Below are 15,299 nucleotides of genomic sequence, written 5' to 3' on the forward strand. Positions count from 1 at the left end.
CAATTAACCTCGCAGCAGGGACACGATTTCATGAGAAACTTGATCGATATCCTGCTCTCCGTCCATTTGACGAAGAAGGCCTTTGTTCTCATAAAATGTGAGGAGTGGTGCTGTTTTGTTGATATATTCGTCGAGACGTGTGCCTACGCTCTCTTCATTATCATCAGAGCGCTGGTACAAGTCACCGCCGCATTTATCACAAATACCTTCCTGCTTGGGTGGATTGAACACGACATGATATGTGGCGCCACAGTTCTTACAAATGCGACGCCCCGTCAAACGGGCGAGCAATTTGTTGCGGTCCACTTTCAGGTTGATTACATGATCGAGACCTGAGTTCAGTCGATCCAGAATGCCATCGAGCGCTTCTGCTTGAGACAGGGTTCTTGGAAATCCATCCAAGAGGAATCCTTCTCTGCAATCAGGCTGCTGCAAACGTTCTTCAACAATGCCGATGGTTACATCATCTGGTACGAGCAATCCTTGATCCATATATTCCTTGGCTTTCAGGCCAATGGGAGTTCCCTGCTTAATCGCGAGACGAAATGCATCGCCTGTTGAAATGTGGGGAATACCGAACTCTTTCACAATGACGTCTGCTTGCGTTCCTTTTCCTGCCCCCGGAGGGCCCATGAATAGGATGTTCACGTTATGTCACTCCCTCCAAGACTACCCTACATCAACAAACAGCACAATAGGTGCCGGCAAGTAAATCTTAGCTTGACCGGTACCTATTGCCTATTTATTGATAAAACCTTTGTAGTGGCGTTTGATCAATTGGCTTTCGATTTGCTTCATCGTATCCAGCGCAACACCGATAACGATCAGGAGAGAAGTTCCTCCAATTTGCGCTGATTGAGGCAAACCAGAAAGTGCCCCCAAGATTACAGGCAGAACGGAAATTACTGCCAAGAAGATGGCACCTGCCGTTGTCAAACGAGTCATGACACGGGTCAGATATTTCTCGGTTGCTTTACCCGGACGAATGCCTGGGATGTAACCGCCGTTCTTTTTCATGTTGTCAGCCATCTGCTGTGGATTCATCTGTACAAAAGTATAGAAGAATGTGAACCCGAAAATCATCACTACATAGAGTAACATACCCAAAGGTTTGTGAGTAGTGAGATTGGCTCCGATCCACTGTGCCCATGTACGATCAGCCCAGAAGTTTGCGATGATCGATGGGAACATCAACAGAGATGAAGCAAAGATGACAGGGATAACACCTGCTGCATTAATCTTCAGCGGGATATGTGTGTTCTGTCCACCGTACATTTTGTTACCTACGACACGTTTAGCGTACTGTACAGGAATTTTCCGAATCGCCTGCTGGATGTAAATGACACCTATGATAATCAGCACAATAACAATTGCGACGATTACCCCTTTAAGAATGTTCATGAACAGTTGATCAGCTTGGATGAAGTCGGATTCGATCGTTTGTTTGATAATATTAGGTACCGTTGATAGGATACCCGCAAAGATCAAAATCGAAATCCCGTTTCCTATGCCCTTCTCGGTGATCTGCTCACCAAGCCACATTAAGAATGAAGTACCGGCCGTAAGTACAATTGCGATCAAGATATAATCTGCAAATGTTGCGTTAGGCACCATTTCTGTATTGTACAAGCGGTTGAATCCGATCGACGTACCAAACGCTTGAATCAATGCCAGACCTACCGTTAAATAACGGGTCAGTTGTGCAGATTTCTTCTTACCTTGTTCACCCTGCTTTGCCCACTCCGCTAATTTAGGAATAACGTCCATGGAAAGCAGCTGCACTATGATAGACGCAGTGATGTAAGGCACGATCCCGAGCGCAAATATCGAGAACTGAAAGAGCGCTCCACCCGAGAACGTATTGAGAAGTCCAAAAACTTCTTTACCCGCAGAATTTGTCGCTTCGAAAACCTCTTTATTAACCCCAGGTACTGGAACGAAGGATCCGATGCGGTAAATGATCAGTACAAAAAGGGTAAATAATACCCTTTTGCGCAGATCTTCAACCCGCCAGATATTCTTTAGGGTCTTGAACATTAAATCACCTCGGTTTTACCGCCGGCAGCTTCAATTTTCTCCACCGCAGATTGAGAAAACTTGTTAGCTTTAACAGTTAACTTCACAGTGACTTCACCGTTACCCAGAATTTTGATTCCGGATTTAGCGTTTTTAACTACGCCAGTCGTCATCAAGAATTCTGGAGTTACTTCAGTACCCGCAGCAAAACTGTTCAGGTCTTCAGTATTCACAACTGCATATTCTTTGCGAGTTGGGTTTACGAAACCGCGTTTTGGCAAGCGACGATACAATGGATTTTGTCCACCTTCGAAGCCCGGACGAACACCACCGCCGGAACGAGCGTTTTGTCCTTTGTGACCGCGACCTGATGTTTTACCAGTACCACTACTTGGACCGCGACCAAGACGTTTACGTTCTTTGCGGGATCCAGGAGATGGTGAAAGCTCATGTAACTTCATCGTTCGTTGCACCTCCTTAAAGATTTGTGGGATTAACCCTTTTTTAAGCTTCTACTTCTTTAACAGCTACCAAGTGGCTTACTTTGTTAATCATACCACGAATGGCAGGATTGTCGTTTTGAACCACTTTGCTGTTGATTTTGCGCAAGCCCAATGTTTTCACAGTTGTTCTTTGCGTCTCCGGACGTCCGATCAAGCTGCGGACGAGGGTAATTTCTAATTTAGCCATGAGATTCCCTCCTTAACCCAGAAGCTCTTCGACGGATTTGCCGCGCAGTTTAGCCACGTCTTCAGCACGTTTCAAACGGGACAAACCTTCCAAAGTCGCATTGACCATGTTCATGGAATTCGAAGAACCCAGAGATTTTGTCAAAATGTCACCTACACCAGCAAGTTCGAGAACCGCACGTACAGGACCACCAGCGATAACACCAGTACCTTCAGATGCTGGTTTCAACAGAACGCGTCCTGCGCCGAACTTACCTGTTACCAAGTGAGGAATCGATGTTCCTACGAGTGGAACGTGTACAAGGTTTTTCTTAGCGTCTTCAATACCTTTGCGAATTGCATCAGGTACTTCGCCCGCTTTACCGATACCAGCTCCAACCCAGCCGTTGCCGTCGCCGACTACAACCAGTGCACTAAAGCTGAAACGGCGTCCGCCTTTTACTACTTTAGCTACGCGATTAATATTTACAACTCTTTCAGTCAGTTCCAAAGTATTCGGATCTACACGCAAGTCGTTAACCTCCTTTTGAAAAATATCTTAAAACTCAAGTCCTGCTTCACGAGCCGCTGTAGCCAATGCTGCGATACGACCATGGTACAGATAACCGCTACGGTCAAATACGATGTTTGAAACGCCTTTGTCTTTCGCACGTTTAGCAACGAGTTCGCCGACTTTACGAGCAGATTCAACAGATGCGCCATTTTGGATGTCGCCGCTCAATTCTTTGTCTACAGTAGACGCGGAAGCGATCGTAACACCAGCTACATCATCGATGATTTGAGCATACATATGTTTACCAGAACGGAATACGTTCAAACGAGGACGTGCTGCCGTTCCTTGGATTTTCTTACGAACACGCAGGTGTCTTTTCAGACGTGCCTTGTTTTTATCTGTTTTCGTAATCATCTCAGGGATTCACTCCTTTCAGGTTACCTCGCTGGCTTCAAACCGGAAGCCACGGGGTATATTAGAAACACAAGAAGCAAGCAAGCCGAAAACCGCGCAAAGGCGGCAAGAAAAATCTTATTTCTTCTTACCGGCTTTACCTTCCTTACGGATGATACGCTCGCCTTCATATTTAATACCTTTACCTTTGTACGGCTCAGGTTCACGAACGGAACGGATTTTAGCAGCGTAAGCACCTACACGCTCTTTATCGATTCCGCGAACGATGATTTTCGTATTCGAAGGAACTTCGAATTCGATTCCCGCTTCCGGTGTAATTTCAACCGGGTGAGAGTAGCCAACGTTCAGAACGATTTTATCTCCGGATTTGCTTGCACGATATCCGACCCCAACCAGCTCCAGAGATTTTGCGAATCCTTCAGTAACACCACTCACCATGTTGTTTACAACGCTACGCGTTGTGCCGTGCAAAGAACGGTGAGTTTTGTTATCGGAAGGACGCACAACTGTAATTTCGTTGTTTTCAACTGTTACCTTCATATCTTTATGAAGTTCACGAGTCAAAGATCCTTTTGGTCCTTTTACCGTAATAACGGTGTTGTCCAGTGTGATGTCCACACCACTTGGTACTGTAATTGGTTTGCGACCAATACGAGACATATGTTGCACCTCCTATCTTGTGACGTTATATTACCATACGTAGCAGACGACTTCTCCGCCGGATTTTGATTGACGAGCTTCTTTGTCCGTCATGATACCTTTGGATGTCGAGATGATAGCGATACCCAGACCACCAAGTACACGAGGTACTTCGTTGCTTTTCGTGTAAACACGAAGACCAGGTTTACTGATTCTTTTCAGACCAGTAATAACACGCTCGTTATTTTGACCGTATTTCAGGAAAACACGGATAATCCCTTGTTTGTTATCATCGATAACTTCAGCGTCACGGATGAAACCTTCACGCTTCAGGATATCGGCGATTTGTTTTTTCATTGTCGAAGCAGGCATTTCTACCGTTTCGTGACGAACTGTGTTCGCGTTACGAATACGAGTAAGCATATCTGCAATTGGATCAGACATAGTCATTGTGAGTTAACCTCCTTCCCGTTCAGGACTTTTTACCAGCTTGCTTTTTTCACGCCAGGGATCTGGCCTTTATAAGCTAATTCACGGAAGCAAATTCTGCAAATTTTGAACTTTTGCAGGACCGAATGTGGACGTCCGCAACGCTCACAGCGTGTATAAGCACGTACTTTAAACTTTGGTGTACGTTGTTGTTTAACTTTCATCGAAGTTTTTGCCACTTAGCCTGACACCTCCTAAATAATTTCGGAGAAAAGGGAGTCTTTCCAGACACCCGGAAACGTTATAGCAACATTATTTTACGAAAGGCATTCCGAGTTGCGTGAGCAATTCACGGGATTCTTCGTCTGTTTTCGCCGTTGTTACGATGACAATATCCATACCGCGGACTTTGTCTACTTTATCATACTCGATCTCTGGGAAGATCAATTGTTCTTTCAGACCCAGTGTGTAGTTACCACGTCCGTCGAAAGCTTTACTCGATACACCGCGGAAGTCGCGGACACGAGGAAGCGTAACGTTGAGCAGTTTATCGAGGAAGAAGTACATGCGCTCGCCGCGCAATGTTACTTTCACACCGATAGGCATGTTCTCACGCAGTTTGAAACCTGCGATAGATTTTTTAGCACGAGTGATTACAGGTTTTTGACCTGCGATCAATTGCAAATCGTTTACTGCGGAATCCAACACTTTGGAGTTTTGGACAGCGTCGCCCACACCCATGTTGATAACGATTTTCTCGATTTTCGGCACTTGCATTACCGTTGTATAGTTAAACTTCTGTATCAAAGCAGGAGCAATTTCGTTCAGGTAACGTTCTTTCATTCTTGCTGCCATGAATCATAGACCTCCTTTCTCATTCGGTTCAATTAGTCGATAATTTCTCCGGAACGTTTAGCAACGCGCACTTTCTTTCCGTTATCCAACACTTTGTAACCTACACGGGTTACTTTTCCGCTCTTTGGATCGATGTGCATTACGTTGGAAACGTGAATCGGAGCTTCCTTCTCGATAATGCCGCCTTGCGGATTTTGCTGGTTAGGCTTCTGGTGTTTTTTAATCATGTTAACACCTTCCACAAGGACGCGGTTCTCACGAGGATAAGCAGCGATGACACGGCCTTTTTTACCTTTGTCTTTACCGCTGATCACCATAACTGTATCTTCTTTTTTAACATGAAGTTTATTGTTATGGGATTCCAGAACTTTTTTCACTCTTGGCATTTCGTACACCTCCTGTTTCTAACATCACGAGATTAAGCTTTAGATAACTTCTGGGGCCAAGGAAACGATTTTCATGAAGTCTTTCTCGCGAAGTTCACGAGCAACAGGTCCGAAAATACGTGTTCCACGCGGGCTTCTGTCGTCTTTTACAACAACCGCTGCATTTTCATCAAAACCGATGTAGGAACCGTCTTTACGACGTACAGAACGCTTCGTACGAACGACAACCGCTCTAACTACATCACCTTTTTTGACAACGCCGCCTGGTGTTGCTTGTTTTACAGAACAAACGATCAGATCACCGATTTGAGCTGTACGACGTCCCGTACCGCCGAGTACGCGGATACACATCAGTTCCTTCGCACCGGAGTTGTCAGCCACAGTCAAACGTGTAAATGGTTGAATCATTTAGTATTCCTCCTTTCAGCTATGCTGCTGATGCATTAGATGATAACCGCTTTTTCTACGATTTCAGTAAGTCTCCAGCGTTTATCTTTCGAAAGCGGACGAGTCTCCATGATTTTCACCGTGTCACCGATTTTCGCAGTGTTTTCTTCGTCATGCGCTTTGAATTTTTTAGTAACCTTAATGCGTTTATGGTACAAGTTGTGTTTTTTGTAAGTTTCTACAGCAACAACAATCGTTTTGTCCATTTTATCGCTGACCACTTTACCGGTTTGCACTTTACGTGCGTTACGTTCTTCGCTCATTGTTGGCCTCCTTCCTGATTACGGACGGATTATACATCCGATCCCTAATTAACCGATTCCCAATTCTCTTTCACGGATAATGGTTTTAGCACGAGCTATTTCTTTCCGCACATCACGGATTCGAGTCGGGTTATCCAGCTGACCGGTAGCGAGTTGAAAGCGGAGGTTAAAGAGTTCTTCTTTAAATCCGGCAATCTTTTGCTCGATTTCAGCAGAGGTTAGGTTGCGAAATTCACTAGCTTTCATTTGCTTCACCACCCAATTCTTCACGTTTCACAAACTTCGTTTTGATTGGCAGTTTATGAGCGGCAAGACGCATTGCTTCACGAGCAACATCCTCCGGTACACCAGCAAGTTCAAACATGATCTTACCTGGTTTCACAACTGCAACCCATTTTTCTACGTTACCTTTACCGCTACCCATCCGAACCTCGAGAGGCTTTTGAGTGATTGGTTTGTCTGGGAAGATCTTGATCCAAACTTTACCACCACGTTTGATGTAACGAGTCATCGCAATACGAGCCGCTTCGATTTGACGGTTCGTAATCCAAGCCGGTTCCGTAGCTTGCAGACCATATTCACCAAAGTTCAGCGTAGTTCCGCCTTTAGCTTGGCCCTTCATATGTCCACGTTGTTGCTTACGGTGTTTTACACGTTTTGGTACCAACATGATTAGTTGCCTCCTTCCTTAGCAGCTTGTTTCTTAGCCGTAGGAAGAACCTCTCCACGATAGATCCATACTTTCACGCCGATACGGCCGTAAGTAGTATGAGCCTCTGCTGTACCGTAGTCGATGTCGGCACGAAGCGTGTGCAGTGGAACAGTTCCTTCGCTGTAGCCTTCCGAACGAGCAATCTCAGCACCGCCAAGACGTCCGCCCACTTGAGTTTTAATACCTTTTGCACCAGAGCGCATTGTTCTTTGAATAGCTTGTTTCAGAGCACGACGGAAAGAAACACGACGTTCCAATTGTTGTGCGATGCTTTCAGCTACCAGGATTGCGTCCAGGTCTTGGTTCTTAATTTCAGAAATGTTGATGTGTACTTTTTTACCGCCTGCGATTTTCGTAATTTGATTACGCAGATTTTCAACTTCCGAACCACCCTTACCGATAACCATACCTGGTTTCGCAGTGTGAATCGTTACGTTTACGCGGTTAGCCGCTCTCTCGATTTCAACACGAGACATAGCGGAGTCTTTCAATTTATTTTTCAGGAATTCACGAATTTTCACGTCTTCCATCAAAAGATCACCGAAGTCTTTACCTGCATACCACTTAGATTCCCAGTCACGGATAATTCCGACACGGAGTCCGACTGGATTTACCTTTTGGCCCACACATTTCCCCTCCTTCTACTTTTCAGATACCACCAAAGTGATGTGGCTAGTACGTTTGTTAATACGACTTGCACGTCCCATTGCACGAGGGCGGAAACGTTTCATTGTCGGTCCTTGGTTCACGTAAGCTTGCGAGATAACCAAGTTATTAACATCCAAAGAATAGTTATGTTCCGCATTCGCAATAGCGGAATTAAGCAACTTCTCAACGATAGGAGAAGCAGATTTCGGAGTGTGACGGAGAATGGCAACCGCCTCACCTACTTGCTTGCCGCGAATCAAGTCAACAACGAGTTGAACTTTACGAGGAGCAATCCGGATAAACTTAGCATGTGCTTTTGCTTCCATTGTGTAACCTCCTCTCAAACATTAAAGATATTCATTTATCTTCTTGTTTTCTTATCATCATCAGTATGGCCTTTGTACGTACGGGTTGGAGCGAACTCACCCAATTTGTGTCCGACCATGTCCTCAGTTACGTATACTGGTACGTGTTTACGACCGTCATATACGCCAAATGTGTGTCCGATGAATTGCGGGAAAATTGTAGAACGACGGGACCAGGTTTTAATAACAAGCTTTTTACCGGATGCTTCCATGTCTTCTACCTTTTTCAGCATGTAGCCATCAATGAATGGCCCTTTTTTCAAACTGCGACCCATGTGGAGATCCTCCCTTCAAACGTAGCTATTATGCATCCGCAGATGCCTCACGAAGTTATGCACAATGTGTATTACTTCGTGCGGCGGCGAATGATGTATTTATCAGAAGCTTTATTTTTCTTACGCGTTTTGTAACCAAGAGTAGGTTTACCCCATGGTGACATTGGCGATTTACGTCCGATTGGAGCACGACCTTCACCACCACCGTGTGGGTGATCGTTAGGGTTCATTACTACACCACGAACTTCAGGACGTTTACCCAACCAACGGCTACGACCGGCTTTACCGATTTTGATGAGCTCGTGGTCTTGGTTACCAACAGATCCAATTGTTGCGCGGCAAACTTTCAAAATACGACGAACTTCTCCGGAAGAGAGACGAACAGAAACGTATTTTTCTTCTTTACCAAGCAATTGAGCTTCTGTACCAGCAGCACGAACCAATTGTCCGCCTTTACCTGGTTTCAACTCGATGTTGTGGATAACAGTACCTACTGGAATATTTTCGAGTGGCAATGCGTTTCCGATTTTGATGTCTGATTCAGGTCCAGAGAATACTTGATCTCCAACTTTCAAACCTTTAGGAGCGATGATATAACGTTTTTCACCATCAGCATAGTGAATCAGAGCGATGTTAGATGTACGGTTCGGGTCATACTCAATCGTAGCAACACGGCCCGGTATTCCATCTTTAGTACGTTTGAAGTCGATGATACGGTATTTACGTTTGTGTCCACCACCATGGTGACGAACTGTAATTTTACCTTGGTTGTTGCGGCCTGCTTGTTTGCTCAATGGGGCCAACAACGATTTCTCCGGCTGATCTGTGGTGATTTCCTCAAATGTAGAAACGGACATGTTCCGTCTTGCCGGGGATGTTGGTTTATACTTTTTGATTGGCACTGGGTTTCCCTCCTTACTTCAAAAATTCAATTATACAGTTTCAAAGAACTCAAGCGTTTTGCTGTCTTGTGTCAGCGTTACAAACGCTTTTTTCCATTCGCTAGTATATCCGGAATAACGTCCGTACCGTTTTGGCTTAGCTGGAACACGAAGCGTGTTCACGTTTTTCACTTTTACGTTGAAAATAGCTTCCACGGCTTTCTTGATCTCGGTTTTGTTTGCACGGATATCGACTTCAAATACATATTTCAAGTCATTCATCATGTCAGCAGTACGTTCCGTAATAATCGGACGTTTTACAATATCACGAGGATCCTTCATTACGCGAGCACCTCCTCTACCTTCTGAACTGCTTCTTTCGTAATGATCAGTTTGTCGTGCGAAAGCACGTCAAGAACATTAATGCCGTCAGCAGCTACGAATTTCACGCCTGGAATATTCCGTGCGGAAAGAGCCACATTATCATCATAGCTAGGAGCTACGATCAAAGCTTTGCGTCCAACTTTCAAGTTATTCAAGATGGCTGCAAATTCTTTCGTTTTAGGTGAGCTCAGCGTGAGAGCGTCCAGAACGATAATGTCATTGTCGATCACTTTGGATGAAAGAGCTGATTTGATCGCCAAACGGCGAACTTTCTTAGGCAGTTTATACGCATAGCTCCGTGGTGTTGGACCAAATACGATACCGCCGCCTTTCCATTGTGGTGAACGAATTGAACCTTGACGAGCGCGACCTGTACCTTTTTGTTTCCAAGGCTTACGTCCACCGCCACGTACTTCAGAACGTCCTTTTACTTTGTGGGTACCTTGACGAAGGGAAGCGCGTTGCATAAGAACTGCATCGTACAGAACGTGTTGGTTCGGCTCAATTCCGAAAACCGCATCGTTCAATTCAACTTCGCCTACTTGGCTACCATCTACATTGTAAACTGATACTTTTGGCATTTTGTGTTCCTCCTTTCTTCAGTGGTTATTTTTTCACTGTTTCTTTAACTTTAATGAGACTGTTTTTCGGTCCAGGAATGGAACCTTTCACGAGCAACACATTACGTTCAGCGTCTACTTTAACTACTTCAAGACGTTGGATTGTAACAGTATCATGTCCCATGTGTCCTGGCAGGCGTTTGCCTTTAGGAACGCGGTTAGCTTGGATCGAACCCATTGAACCAGGGCCACGGTGGTAACGCGAACCGTGTGACATAGGTCCAGTGCTTTGTCCCCAACGTTTGATAACGCCGGCAAAACCTTTACCTTTAGAAATACCCGTTACGTCAACGAATTCGCCTTCAGCGAAAATGTCAGCTTTCAGTTCTTGGCCAACCTCATATTCAGCGATGTTGATACCGCGAACTTCACGAACGTAGCGCTTAGGGGCAGTGTTCGCTTTTTTAGCGTGACCTGCTTCTGGCTTGTTAGCATTTTTCTCTTTCTTATCGGAGTAACCGATTTGAATTGCTTCGTAGCCATCATTCTCAATGTCTTTCTTTTGCAAAACAACACAAGGGCCTGCTTCGATAACCGTTACTGGTACAACGTTACCCTCAGGTGTAAATACTTGAGTCATTCCGAGTTTTTTTCCTAAGATTGCTTTCATGTTGACACCTCTTTTCCTTTATACATGATCTTTGTTGTAGCTTGTATTACAATTTAATTTCGATATCTACACCGGACGGCAGATCCAAGCGCATCAAGGCATCCACAGTTTGTGGAGTCGGGTTAACGATGTCGATCAAACGCTTATGTGTGCGTTGTTCGAATTGTTCCCGAGAATCCTTGTACTTGTGCACCGCACGAAGAATAGTAATGATTTGTTTTTCAGTAGGAAGCGGAATCGGACCGGATACACCTGCACCCGAACGTTTTGCTGTTTCAACAATTTTCTCCGCGGATTGATCAAGAATTCTGTGGTCGTAAGCTTTCAAACGAATACGAATTTTTTGCTTTGCCATTTTAGTCCCTCCTTCTATCGCCCAATTTTTTATCGGACATACTCCGTGAAAATTTTCTAGCCACTGTCCCATGGCAAAGGGGCCGGGTGTGCCAGTAACCTCTCACATCATCGCAACGTCACAGAACAACATTCATTATTATATAGAAAAGATGGGCGTATTGCAAGCATATTTAAGAAAAACATTTAAACTTATCTTTTCTGATGAAATGACTTCGTTTAGTGCAGTGTTTATCTTCAATATTCATGCTGCCTTACCAATCAATCTACATTCGTAAATGATGTTCATTTCGTATGACGCAGGTTCCGAAACTATTACATAATAAAAGAGTTCTTTATCCGATGTCGGATAAAGAACTCTTCCGAAGCTTCGTTACAATACAATGTTACTCGTTCCAGTACACTGTTGCATATGCTTTATTCAGCGTTAAGCCGAATTATTTTTGGATCGATGCTACGGAACCTGCACCTACTGTACGTCCGCCTTCACGAATGGAGAACTTAGTTCCTTCTTCAATCGCGATTGGGGAGATCAAGGAAACAGTAACCGTGATGTTATCACCAGGCATTACCATTTCAGTACCTTCAGGCAAGTTGATGATGCCTGTTACGTCAGTTGTACGGAAGTAGAACTGTGGACGGTATCCAGTGAAGAAAGGCTTGTGACGGCCACCCTCTTCTTTAGTCAAAACGTAGATTTGTGCAGTAAATTCTGTGTGTGGCTTAACAGAACCTGGTTTTGCAAGTACTTGACCGCGCTCGATTTGAGTACGATCAACACCACGCAACAATGCACCGATGTTGTCGCCCGCTTGAGCGGAGTCCAACAATTTACGGAACATTTCTACGCCCGTAACTACGGATTTTTTAGTTTCTTCAGTAATACCAACGATTTCGATCTCTTCGCCGACTTTAACAGTACCACGCTCTACACGGCCAGTAGCAACAGTACCACGACCAGTGATGGAGAATACGTCCTCGACAGGCATCAAGAAAGGTTTGTCAGTTTGACGCTCAGGCAATGGGATGTACGTATCGATCTCTTTGAACATCTCAACGATTTTTTGAGCCCACTCACCATCAGGGTTTTGCAGAGCTTCACGAGCGGATCCACGAGTGATTGGAGTATCATCACCTGGGAACTCATATTCGTTAAGAAGGTCGCGAACTTCCATCTCAACCAATTCCAACAACTCTTCGTCTTCAACCATGTCACATTTGTTCAAGAAAACAACAATGTAAGGTACGCCTACTTGACGGGAGAGCAAGATGTGCTCACGAGTTTGTGGCATTGGGCCGTCAGCTGCGGATACTACCAAGATAGCTCCGTCCATTTGTGCCGCGCCAGTGATCATGTTTTTAACATAGTCGGCGTGACCTGGGCAGTCTACGTGAGCGTAGTGACGAGTGTCAGTTTCATACTCAACGTGTGATGTTGAGATTGTGATACCGCGCTCGCGCTCTTCTGGAGCTTTATCGATTTGATCGAATGCAATTGCTGCGCCACCGTAAGTTTTAGACAATACAGTAGTGATTGCAGCAGTCAGAGTTGTTTTACCATGGTCAACGTGACCAATAGTACCAATGTTAACGTGGGGTTTATTACGTTCGTATTTAGCCTTTGCCATTTGAACGTGGCCTCCTTAAAATTATAATTTTATGTTTTCACTAAATGAAGTGCAAAGAATACATGACTCTTATGCACTTTCATTCAATGAGAGAAAACTACTCGGTTCCTTTTGTTTTGGCAACAATCTCTTCAGCGATGCTCTTAGGAACTTCTTCATAGTGAGAAAGCTCCATGGAGAATACGCCGCGTCCTTGAGTACCGGAACGAAGAGTTGTAGAGTATCCGAACATTTCAGACAAAGGTACTTTAGCACGGATGATTTGGGCTCCACTACGGGAATCCATACCTTCGATGCGGCCACGACGGGAGTTAAGCATACCCATAACGTCACCCATATACTCTTCTGGAACGGTTACTTCTACTTTCATGATTGGCTCAAGCAGAACCGGCTTACATTTGTCTTTCGCAGCTTTCAGCGCCATCGATCCGGCAATTTTAAATGCCATCTCGTTGGAATCGACATCATGGTAAGATCCGTCTACGATTGTAGCCTTAACGTCAACAAGCGGGAAGCCTGCGATAACGCCGTTTTTCATTTGCTCTTCGATACCTGCAAGAGCTGGTTGAATGTATTCTCTTGGAACAGAACCACCGACAACCTTACTTTCGAACTGGCTGCCTGTACCCGCCTCGAGAGGTTCGAACTCAACCCATACGTGACCGTATTGACCACGACCACCGGATTGACGAACGAATTTACCTTCAACACGCGCTGGTGCACGGAAAGTTTCACGGTAAGCTACTTGTGGTTTACCCACGGTAGTTTCAACCTTGAACTCACGACGCATACGGTCAATGATGATATCAAGGTGAAGCTCACCCATACCTGCCAAGATCGTTTGGCCTGTTTCTTCATCAGTATGAGCACGAAGAGTAGGATCCTCTTCAGTCAACTTACCGAGAGCAACACCCATCTTATCTTGGTCAGCTTTGGTTTTAGGTTCAACGGCGATTTCGATAACCGGATCAGGGAAGTTCATTGACTCCAGGATAACCGGATTTTTCTCATCACACAGTGTATCACCTGTACCCGTATCTTTCAAACCTACAGCAGCTGCAATATCACCGGAGTAAACTTCAGTGATCTCTTGACGGCTGTTCGCATGCATTTGAAGGATACGACCGATACGCTCACGTTTGTTTTTAGTTGCGTTCAATACGTAAGATCCGGATTGAAGAACACCGGAGTAAACGCGGAAGAATGTCAACTTACCAACGTAAGGGTCAGTCATGATTTTGAAGGCCAATGCGGAGAAAGGCTCTTCATCGGATGACTTACGAATTGCTTCAGTTCCATCTTCAAGATGACCAGTGATAGATGCAACGTCTGTTGGAGCCGGCAAGTAGTCGATAACAGCATCCAACATCAGTTGAACACCTTTGTTACGATACGAGGACCCACAGATAACCGGGAAGATCTTAACATCAACAACACCTTTACGGAGGGCCGCTTTGATCTCATCAATAGTGATCTCTTCGCCTTCCAGGTATTTCATTGTCAAATCTTCGTCGAGTTCTGCAACACGCTCAACCAATTCGTTCCGGAGTTCTGCAACTTGCTCAACAAATTCCGCAGGAATTTCGGTTTCTTCGATATCTTGTCCCAGGTCATCTTTGTACATATGAGCCTTTTGTGCAACGATATCAATGATACCTTTGAAATCATTTTCAGCGCCGATAGGAAGTTGAATCGCAACTGCGTTCGCTTGAAGGCGATCACGCATGTCAGATACAACGTTCAGGAAGTCAGCACCGATGATATCCATTTTGTTTACGTAAGCGATACGAGGTACGCCGTACTTATCAGCCTGTCTCCATACGGTTTCGGACTGAGGCTCAACGCCTTCTTTCGCACTGAATACACCAACTGCTCCGTCCAATACACGAAGGGAACGTTCAACTTCAACAGTGAAGTCAACGTGTCCCGGGGTATCAATGATGTTAACGCGGTGGCCTTTCCAAGCAGCGGTAGTCGCAGCGGAAGTAATTGTAATTCCGCGCTCCTGTTCCTGTTCCATCCAGTCCATTGTCGCAGCGCCTTCGTGTACTTCACCGATTTTGTGCGTACGTCCTGTGTAGAACAAGATCCGCTCAGTTGTCGTGGTTTTACCCGCATCAATATGAGCCATGATCCCGATATTACGTGTATTTTTCAAGGAGAACTCTCTTGCCATGAAATGGGTCTCCCT

General features: G+C 45.0%; 25 protein-coding genes. All 25 read right to left on the reverse strand.

Going from position 1 to position 15,299, the window contains the following annotated elements; genetic code table 11:
• Nucleotides 1-3: 3 nt before the first annotated feature.
• Nucleotides 4-648 (reverse strand): adenylate kinase, encoded by a 645-nt coding sequence (locus AC3ITG_RS28280; protein WP_024633570.1) that lies wholly within the window; start codon nt 646-648, stop codon nt 4-6.
• A gap of 90 nt (nt 649-738) precedes the next feature.
• On the reverse strand, nt 739-2,037 hold the full coding sequence (secY, locus tag AC3ITG_RS28285; RefSeq protein WP_285080657.1) for a preprotein translocase subunit SecY: 1,299 nt from the start codon (nt 2,035-2,037) through the stop codon (nt 739-741).
• Nucleotides 2,037-2,477 carry a 50S ribosomal protein L15 gene (rplO, locus tag AC3ITG_RS28290; RefSeq protein ID WP_413373789.1) on the reverse strand — a complete coding sequence of 147 codons (441 nt, stop codon included), beginning with the start codon at nt 2,475-2,477 and terminating at the stop codon, nt 2,037-2,039. The genes secY and rplO overlap by 1 nt, the downstream gene beginning before the upstream one ends.
• A gap of 43 nt (nt 2,478-2,520) precedes the next feature.
• Complete coding sequence (gene rpmD / locus AC3ITG_RS28295) at nt 2,521-2,706, reverse strand: 50S ribosomal protein L30 (protein ID WP_017692092.1); 186 nt, start codon at nt 2,704-2,706, stop codon at nt 2,521-2,523.
• A 12-nt stretch (nt 2,707-2,718) separates the two neighbouring features.
• A complete protein-coding gene (rpsE, locus tag AC3ITG_RS28300; protein ID WP_017692091.1) occupies nt 2,719-3,216 on the reverse strand; it encodes a 30S ribosomal protein S5 in 498 nt (165 codons plus the stop codon).
• Nucleotides 3,217-3,243: 27 nt separating this feature from the next.
• Nucleotides 3,244-3,612 carry a 50S ribosomal protein L18 gene (rplR, locus tag AC3ITG_RS28305; protein WP_379449595.1) on the reverse strand — a complete coding sequence of 123 codons (369 nt, stop codon included), beginning with the start codon at nt 3,610-3,612 and terminating at the stop codon, nt 3,244-3,246.
• 117 nt (nt 3,613-3,729) lie between these two features.
• Nucleotides 3,730-4,272 (reverse strand): 50S ribosomal protein L6, encoded by a 543-nt coding sequence (rplF, locus tag AC3ITG_RS28310; protein ID WP_024633576.1) that lies wholly within the window; start codon nt 4,270-4,272, stop codon nt 3,730-3,732.
• Between the two features lie 30 nt (nt 4,273-4,302).
• Nucleotides 4,303-4,701 (reverse strand): 30S ribosomal protein S8, encoded by a 399-nt coding sequence (gene rpsH, locus AC3ITG_RS28315; RefSeq protein ID WP_017692088.1) that lies wholly within the window; start codon nt 4,699-4,701, stop codon nt 4,303-4,305.
• 32 nt (nt 4,702-4,733) lie between these two features.
• Nucleotides 4,734-4,919: a type Z 30S ribosomal protein S14 gene (locus AC3ITG_RS28320; RefSeq protein WP_013312154.1), complete on the reverse strand. Its 186-nt coding sequence runs from the start codon at nt 4,917-4,919 to the stop codon at nt 4,734-4,736.
• A 73-nt stretch (nt 4,920-4,992) separates the two neighbouring features.
• Nucleotides 4,993-5,535 carry a 50S ribosomal protein L5 gene (gene rplE, locus AC3ITG_RS28325; RefSeq protein ID WP_489251990.1) on the reverse strand — a complete coding sequence of 181 codons (543 nt, stop codon included), beginning with the start codon at nt 5,533-5,535 and terminating at the stop codon, nt 4,993-4,995.
• 32 nt (nt 5,536-5,567) lie between these two features.
• Nucleotides 5,568-5,921: a 50S ribosomal protein L24 gene (rplX, locus tag AC3ITG_RS28330; RefSeq protein ID WP_024633578.1), complete on the reverse strand. Its 354-nt coding sequence runs from the start codon at nt 5,919-5,921 to the stop codon at nt 5,568-5,570.
• A gap of 39 nt (nt 5,922-5,960) precedes the next feature.
• Nucleotides 5,961-6,329, reverse strand: a complete 369-nt coding sequence (gene rplN / locus AC3ITG_RS28335) for a 50S ribosomal protein L14 (RefSeq protein ID WP_024633579.1) — start codon at nt 6,327-6,329, stop codon at nt 5,961-5,963.
• 35 nt (nt 6,330-6,364) lie between these two features.
• Complete coding sequence (rpsQ, locus tag AC3ITG_RS28340; protein WP_017692084.1) at nt 6,365-6,631, reverse strand: 30S ribosomal protein S17; 267 nt, start codon at nt 6,629-6,631, stop codon at nt 6,365-6,367.
• Between the two features lie 48 nt (nt 6,632-6,679).
• A complete protein-coding gene (gene rpmC / locus AC3ITG_RS28345; protein ID WP_017692083.1) occupies nt 6,680-6,877 on the reverse strand; it encodes a 50S ribosomal protein L29 in 198 nt (65 codons plus the stop codon).
• Nucleotides 6,867-7,301, reverse strand: coding sequence for a 50S ribosomal protein L16 (rplP, locus tag AC3ITG_RS28350; protein ID WP_024633581.1), 435 nt, complete (start codon nt 7,299-7,301; stop codon nt 6,867-6,869). The genes rpmC and rplP overlap by 11 nt, the downstream gene beginning before the upstream one ends.
• A 2-nt stretch (nt 7,302-7,303) precedes the next feature.
• Nucleotides 7,304-7,969, reverse strand: a complete 666-nt coding sequence (gene rpsC, locus AC3ITG_RS28355; RefSeq protein WP_024633582.1) for a 30S ribosomal protein S3 — start codon at nt 7,967-7,969, stop codon at nt 7,304-7,306.
• A gap of 15 nt (nt 7,970-7,984) precedes the next feature.
• Nucleotides 7,985-8,317 carry a 50S ribosomal protein L22 gene (gene rplV, locus AC3ITG_RS28360; RefSeq protein WP_024633583.1) on the reverse strand — a complete coding sequence of 111 codons (333 nt, stop codon included), beginning with the start codon at nt 8,315-8,317 and terminating at the stop codon, nt 7,985-7,987.
• 35 nt (nt 8,318-8,352) lie between these two features.
• Complete coding sequence (gene rpsS, locus AC3ITG_RS28365; RefSeq protein WP_053779207.1) at nt 8,353-8,631, reverse strand: 30S ribosomal protein S19; 279 nt, start codon at nt 8,629-8,631, stop codon at nt 8,353-8,355.
• 71 nt (nt 8,632-8,702) lie between these two features.
• Nucleotides 8,703-9,533, reverse strand: coding sequence for a 50S ribosomal protein L2 (gene rplB / locus AC3ITG_RS28370; RefSeq protein WP_024633585.1), 831 nt, complete (start codon nt 9,531-9,533; stop codon nt 8,703-8,705).
• Between the two features lie 30 nt (nt 9,534-9,563).
• Nucleotides 9,564-9,854 (reverse strand): 50S ribosomal protein L23, encoded by a 291-nt coding sequence (gene rplW, locus AC3ITG_RS28375; protein ID WP_024633586.1) that lies wholly within the window; start codon nt 9,852-9,854, stop codon nt 9,564-9,566.
• Nucleotides 9,854-10,477 (reverse strand): 50S ribosomal protein L4, encoded by a 624-nt coding sequence (gene rplD, locus AC3ITG_RS28380; protein ID WP_063567425.1) that lies wholly within the window; start codon nt 10,475-10,477, stop codon nt 9,854-9,856. Before rplD ends, rplW begins: the two co-directional genes overlap by 1 nt.
• Nucleotides 10,478-10,502: 25 nt before the next feature.
• Nucleotides 10,503-11,126: a 50S ribosomal protein L3 gene (rplC, locus tag AC3ITG_RS28385; RefSeq protein ID WP_024633587.1), complete on the reverse strand. Its 624-nt coding sequence runs from the start codon at nt 11,124-11,126 to the stop codon at nt 10,503-10,505.
• Nucleotides 11,127-11,172: 46 nt separating this feature from the next.
• A complete protein-coding gene (gene rpsJ / locus AC3ITG_RS28390; protein ID WP_017692074.1) occupies nt 11,173-11,481 on the reverse strand; it encodes a 30S ribosomal protein S10 in 309 nt (102 codons plus the stop codon).
• 436 nt (nt 11,482-11,917) lie between these two features.
• The gene (tuf, locus tag AC3ITG_RS28395; protein ID WP_024633588.1) at nt 11,918-13,108 is read right to left on the reverse strand and encodes an elongation factor Tu; all 1,191 of its coding nucleotides are present in this window, start codon (nt 13,106-13,108) and stop codon (nt 11,918-11,920) included.
• Nucleotides 13,109-13,205: 97 nt separating this feature from the next.
• Nucleotides 13,206-15,284: an elongation factor G gene (gene fusA, locus AC3ITG_RS28400; RefSeq protein WP_413373792.1), complete on the reverse strand. Its 2,079-nt coding sequence runs from the start codon at nt 15,282-15,284 to the stop codon at nt 13,206-13,208.
• Between the last annotated feature and the right edge of the window lie 15 nt (nt 15,285-15,299).

The organism is Paenibacillus sp. GL_099_B (genome assembly GCF_057835695.1).